This window comes from Planktothrix sp. FACHB-1355, from assembly GCF_014748295.1.
Taxonomy (GTDB): Bacteria; Cyanobacteriota; Cyanobacteriia; order Cyanobacteriales; family Aerosakkonemataceae; genus Aerosakkonema; species Aerosakkonema funiforme_A.
The window spans coordinates 1-4767 of the sequence record NZ_JACJUP010000474.1 but is presented as its reverse complement, the minus strand read 5'-3'; the positions used below and the strand labels follow the sequence as shown (position 1 = coordinate 4767).

3 protein-coding genes are annotated in these 4767 nt (G+C 42.6%); 1 reads left to right on the top strand and 2 read right to left on the bottom strand.

Annotated features, from left to right (window positions below; all coding sequences use genetic code 11):
* Both H6S82_RS18665 and H6S82_RS18660 read right to left on the bottom strand, forming a co-directional pair.
* Positions 1–2240 (bottom strand): bifunctional serine/threonine-protein kinase/ABC transporter substrate-binding protein (locus H6S82_RS18665; RefSeq protein ID WP_191056535.1); only part of this gene is annotated, 2240 nt, incomplete at its 3' end.
* Positions 2241–2443: 203 nt separating this feature from the next.
* Positions 2444–3721, bottom strand: a complete 1278-nt coding sequence (locus tag H6S82_RS18660; protein WP_190471708.1) for an XRE family transcriptional regulator — start codon at positions 3719–3721, stop codon at positions 2444–2446.
* Positions 3722–3909: 188 nt separating this feature from the next.
* On the opposite strand from H6S82_RS18660, the gene H6S82_RS18655 reads away from it, so the two are divergent.
* On the top strand, positions 3910–4767 hold an 858-nt coding region (locus tag H6S82_RS18655; protein WP_191056534.1), incomplete at its 3' end, for a TPM domain-containing protein.

The following is a 4767-nucleotide window of genomic DNA, read 5'->3' as shown; positions in this document are numbered from 1 at the left end:
CCAATTGCTTGAAAAGAGGGATCTGCCAAAACTTGCTGCACATTCAGACGATTTGGGTGAGAGTTTTTTTGTATGGCTTTTATCAACACCATCACAGCATCATAGCTTAAGGCTGTTCGAGGACTGACTTCCCCTCCCCACAACTTCTCAGTTGAACGGGAAAATTCGCGATTGGGGCTGCTCAAGTGATGCCAAGGTACAGCCACGACGAGGCGTGAGGATGCTTCTGGCCCTACCAATTGTAAGATTTCAGAACCGTAAAGGGTATCTCCTGCCACAATTAAATTACCTTTTCGATTAGCTTTTATTGCTTTCAATGTATTGCCAAAAGTATAAGCACTGGTCTGACCGTCTGGAAGTAAAGCTAGCGCAGTGGCTCCTTGTTTTTGGGCTTGCTCTATGGCAACATCTGCGATGAAAGAAGGATCGGACAAGTCAAAATCTTTAACAACCTGTCCTCCAATTGTACGAAAGCTCCTATGGAATTCATAACGGAGAGATTTGCTAAAACTACTCTTGGGATTGTAAAATACGGCTACTTTGCGCTGCTGCACTTGCGTAATTAGGTAATTAGCTAAAGCTTGGGCACTGACGCGATCGCTAGATGCAGTCCGAAAGAAAAAGTAACTTTTGTTCGATAAATCTTCGGAAGTGCTGGTTGGAGAAACTAATACTAAGTTGCGATCGTAAACATCTAAAGCTGCCAGTGTTACCTCACTTGTGTAATGGCCGATAACGGCGAGAATATCTTTTTTAGATACCAGTACCTCTGCAATCTTTTTAGCTTTGACAGGCTGATTTTCATCGTTGGCAATTAGCACTTTAATACCCGGTTGACCGGGCTTTCGCTTACTATTGAACTCATCTTGAGCTTGGGCAACTCCTCGCAAAATTTCCAAAGCCGTGTTCAGAGTTTTGTCGCCGATCGGAGCGACGACAGCAATGGTATAAGCTTCTGCTTTTTGGGCGGTTAGTCTGGCATTATTCAGATAAATTAATGTTTCCGGGTTATGTCGCTTTTGCCATGCTTTTTCTAGTAAATCAACGGCATTTTTATAGCTATTGGTGAAGAAGGCATCAACTCCTGCTTGTGTTTCTGACAAGGAAAAATATGGAACTAAAATTTCTTCTCCACAACTGAGGCTGTCACCTTTAGGAAAACTTTTGAGCGAAATTTTTGCACATCCCTGGACTCCTGTTAAATACCAATAAACGACCGCTGCTGTAACTGTAAGTATCAGAGTCGCTCCTCCCAGAATCTCTGGAATAGGAAGGCGACCAATTTTTTTAATGCGTTTTAAAATAAGTTTGGTATTTTTAGGTCTTTTTTTGCAAGAATGCTCCATCAATTCATCAATAAAACCTAATAGCGATCGCCCAGTTAATTTATCAATAAAATCTGACCAAAAATTGGAGATATGAGGAACACTATTTCGCCAAATCAACTTACCCGTTTGCGAATCTTCGTGTAAATCGAGGGGATGTTTGCCTGTCAGCAAATGAACAAAAGTTCGTCCCAGCGCAAAGAAATCTGATTGCTGTACAGACCTGCCGCGCAGTTGTTCTGGTGGTGCATAACCTGATGAACCAATCACCGTACCCGTCACATTTTGTTGGTGCAAGTAAGTTTGAGTGAATTCTCGCACTGCTCCGAAGTCAATCAGCACCAGTTTCCCTTCAGGAGTTAACATAATATTGGGCGGCTTAATATCCCGGTGGAAATAATTTTGCTGATGTACTTGATGTAAAATTTCTGCTAGTTGTTTTAACCATTCAAGCGCTAACTCTGGCGTTATCGGTTGATTGCCGCGATTTTTTAGCCATGACTGCAAATTAATGCCTTCAATTTTTTCCATCACCAAGCAATGCAATGGTTCTTGGCTATCTTTCGGCCAAAACGGGAATGAAAAGCCTTCGCCTTTAGGTATTCCAGGATAGTTTAGCTGACTCAATACCTCAGCTTCTTGCTGAAATAATTTCACTAGCTTTTCTTTGCTTCTAATATCGGTGATTCCTGCTGTATTTAAAAGTTTTAGGACTTTCACTGTACCGAGATCGTCTACTACGTCAAAAGTCTGAGCAAAACCTCCCTTCCCTAAAGGTTTAATCACCCGATACCGTTCTTGCAGTAAAAGTCTCGACCCACACCTTCTACAGATATTCTCTGTGGAATTCAATGGGTCAGAGGGGTTTGGGCAATTAGGATTGAGGCAATAACTCACCGTAGCTACACCACCCATATTACTTTCTTCTCACCCTAAGAATACAGTTATCCAGCAGGTGAGCGCAACTCCCAATACTGCTCGGATCGGGGTATGGCCGTTCGCGCATCTGAAGAACGGCATTAGCATTTGGGCGACAATTTATCACCCAAAACCGTAAATTTTATGTCCAAATGCTTCCCCCCTCCATGCTACTATTATATTACGGTATAGCGATCGCATCATTTATTAAATCGACTTCTAACATACTTTATAACTATCGGTTGTACTGTGAAAATCAATTCGCTTTCTGATGGGATTTTTTCAATTAGCGATCGCGTCAATAGCGATTCCAAAACGTAGATTATTTCTGATGTCGATACTTGTGACGGTATATGCTCTCGCAATTGCGAGAGTGACATAAGCTGACCATTAATCGCCATCTGGTGCATAATCTCTTTTTCTAAAGATGACAATCGCTCAAACTGCTTGTCTAAAATGTCGCTAATATAACCGAGATATATGGTATTGTGTTTTAAAAATTCACCGACTTGACCATTAAATGAATCTTTGATAACCGCTGCAATGATTTTTAATACTAAAGGATTAGTTGGATATATTTCAACTAATTTACGCCATTTTTCTTGGTCAGACAAACCTTTTTCCCTAAATATTTCCAGGGCTTCTGTTTCCTGCAAACCAGTCAGGGATAACGAACGTACAGGTAGGGTTTCTCCCTCTAGAAAAGCAATTTCTCTGGGTTTCTCGCCGCTGGCTAGTACCAAGCAACTTTGATGGCGTTCTTGCCCCACTCGCTTGATTATCTCAGCAAAAGCTTCATATCCCTCACAATATCGTCCCGCCAATTCACCACTTTTGAGCGCTGTTTCAAAATCATCTAATATCACCAAACAGCGATGTTTGTGTAAGTAACTTATCAATTTCGATATTTGAGAATCTATGCTGTCTGGTAGATCGGTTTTATGTTGGGATAGGAACTTGAGCAAATTTGCGAGAATTGCTTGGATCGATGGGGTATAGCGCAGCGATCGCCAAATTACGTACTCAAACTCATCCTGAATTTCTTCTGCGGTGCGTACAGCCAAAGCAGTTTTGCCAATTCCCTCCATACCCAAAATAGTCACCAAACGGCATCTATCTTTGACAATCCATTGTTTGAGGGTAGCCAGTTCTTTTGCGCGTCCGTAGAAACTGGGTAAATCCGGTGCAGAGTCCCAATCTAAGCGCTGAGTGCGATTAACTACCTCTTCCCAGTTCAGTCCGAGAACGGTGCAGTAAGCTTGGAAAGCAGCGGCATTGATCGGACGCTTTCCTGCCAAGAAGCGACTCCAAGTTCCTTCTGAAATCCCCTCAGCTAGATAACCGGTTTTTTCCCAATCAACTTTCAGAAACAGACTTGCTGCTTCCAGCCAATTGCGATCGGCTACAGGCCACCCTTTTTTCTCTCTCGCTTGCTTAATTCTTGCCAGTCCCTGCTTAGAAGCTTTGAGCGTGGTCATTCGTGGAAAGGATTTTGGATAAAAGGATTTTGAATTAACCCCACGGATGAATCCGGGTGGCTCTCAAACCAATAACTTCTCGGTCATATATATTATGACTTGGTTGTTGTCAAGATCGACTAGAAACCGTAGTTTTACCGATCGTAAGCCGATCTTGGTGCAACCAGGGCAAATCAAAGATTCTAAAGATGCGGGAGGTTAATCAACTCAACCGCAGCAACTTTGCAACACCAGAGGCTAAAGCTGTGAAATTTGTTGCCCTTGCTATCCATCAAACCCTTTGTGTCGGTTTTCTGAGTTTAGCGATCGCTAGCTTTCCCATCCCAAGTAAAGCCATCACCGTACAGGAAGTACCGGGCCCCAGACCAAATGGCTGGGTGACAGATACCATCGACATTCTCAGTCCTGCAACTGAAGCAGAAATCAATCGATCGATTTCACAACTTGAAGCGCAAAATAGCTGTGAAATCATGGTTGTAACTGTACCCGAAACCTCACCTTACACCTCTCCCAGAGAATTTGCACTGGCTTGGTTTAAGTACTGGACAATTGGCAAAAAAGGTCTAGACAATGGAGTGCTGCTTTTATATTCCAAAGATGACGATCGCATTGAAATTGTCACGGGTTGGGGCATTATCGAAATTTTTCCAGACGATCGGGTTGTTAGCCTCATTAAAACAGAGATCCGACCCCGCGTCAATCAAGGTAATTTTAACGGGGCTATGCTGACTGGAACGCAAGCAATCATTAAGGTTTTGCAGACTTACAAACCGCATCCAAGCCCTCACACAAATAATCTCGTTTTCACTCCTGCGCAAGAATACATTTTTTCACCGTTCAATAGACCTAATTATATCTGGATATTTGCCGGATGTGGTGCGGCATTAAGTATTTTTGCTGCTCTGGGAATTGCGCGAGCGCGTCGTTCAGTCTTTATCAAACTTTCAAAGGAACCCCAGCCGCTGCGAATACCAGGTTTAGATGAGCATGATAAAGAAATCCTAAGTTCTCTATATTTATGGTTTTTTAGCTCAACATTCACAATT

Excerpts from the sequence above, each read along its gene's own strand:
- H6S82_RS18660 (WP_190471708.1), bottom strand. The coding sequence starts at position 3,721 with ATGACCACGCTCAAAGCTTCTAAGCAGGGACTGGCAAGAATTAAGCAA.